This is a genomic window from Endozoicomonas atrinae, from assembly GCF_001647025.1.
GTDB classification, from domain to species: Bacteria; Pseudomonadota; Gammaproteobacteria; order Pseudomonadales; family Endozoicomonadaceae; genus Endozoicomonas; species Endozoicomonas atrinae.
In genome coordinates this window covers 1-1,554 of sequence record NZ_LUKQ02000539.1, presented here as the reverse complement: position 1 = coordinate 1,554, position 1,554 = coordinate 1, and the positions used below count along the sequence as shown (strand labels likewise).

Genomic DNA, 1,554 nt, shown 5'->3' with positions numbered 1-1,554 from the left:
GCCAGGTGGACTGGACCTTCACGGTGCCCGATGCCGATATTGATGACCTGGCCGCGGGTCAGGTGCGGACCCAGACCTATACCGTCACGGTTAACGATGGCAACGGCGGCACCGTGGATCAGCAGGTCACCGTGACCATCACCGGCACCAATGATGTACCGACCATTACTGCGGCCACCGATGTCACCGGCGCGGTGACCGAGATTGTGGATGGCGGCACCGGTGAAAACACCAGCACATTATCCGACAGTGGTTCCTTTGCCATTGCTGATGTGGACCTCACCGATGTGCAGACCGTCAGTGTCACCTCCGACACCACCGGGTACCTGGGCACCTTTACCCCGACGGTCAGCAACAACACCACCGGTGACGGCACTGGCCAGGTGGACTGGACCTTCACGGTGCCCGATGCCGATATTGATGACCTGGCCGCGGGTCAGGTGCGGACCCAGACCTATACCGTCACGGTCAACGATGGTAACGGCGGTACCGTGGATCAGCAGGTGACGGTGACCATCACCGGCACCAATGATGTACCGACCATTACTGCAGCCACCGATGTCACCGGCGCGGTGACCGAGATTGTGGATGGCGGCACCGGTGAAAACACCACCACATTATCCGACAGTGGTTCCTTTACCATTGCTGATGTGGACCTCACCGATGTCCAGACCGTCAGTGTCACCTCCGACACCAGCGGCTATCTCGGCACCTTTACCCCGACGGTCAGCAACAACACCACCGGTGACGGCACCGGCCAGGTAGACTGGACCTTCACGGTGCCCGATGCCGATATTGATGACCTGGCCGCAGGTCAGGTACTGACCCAGACCTACACGCTGACGGTCAACGATGGTAACGGCGGTACCGTGGATCAGCAGGTTACCGTAACCATAACTGGCACTAACGATACACCCACCATCAATGTAATAGACAGTAATCAAATCACTATTGAATTTACATGGGGCGGAACAAGTGTAAATAACCATGACATAGACAGCTTTACACTAGCCAATGACTTTATCTCTGGAAACACCATCTGGGTTCATAAGTCTGACGATATATATAGAAAGGCCGTAGAAGTAGAAGTCACAGATAATGGCAACGGTTCCATCGGCATCAAGGTTGTTTCAGCTGCTTATACCACATTAACGAATTGGAACAGTTTATCCGACGCTCAGAAAAGCACCTTCTTCGCTGATGGTCTGGGAACCACTAATGAAGTTGCGCAAAGTGATGGTCAATCTGGATATGGTATTCAGAATGTATCTGTGAATGGAGGTAACAATGTTCCAGGCTATGTTGATAGTTCTATAGGTATCATGGTTAGCATTCCTCAAACTGGCTCAGTGACCGAGATTGTGGATGGCGGCACCGGTGAAAACACTACCACATTATCCGACAGTGGTTCCTTTGCCATTGCTGATGTGGACCTCACCGATGTCCAGACCGTCAGTGTCACCTCCGACACCAGCGGCTATCTCGGCACCTTTACCCCAACGGTCAACAACAACACCACCAGTGACGGCACCGGGCAGGTGGACTGGACCTTCA

1 protein-coding gene is annotated in these 1,554 nt (G+C 54.1%); it reads left to right on the top strand.

What is annotated here, in order from left to right:
• Positions 1–1,554, top strand: a 1,554-nt coding sequence (locus AK963_RS28850; RefSeq protein WP_202969918.1) for a VCBS domain-containing protein, incomplete at both ends; no start/stop codon positions are given.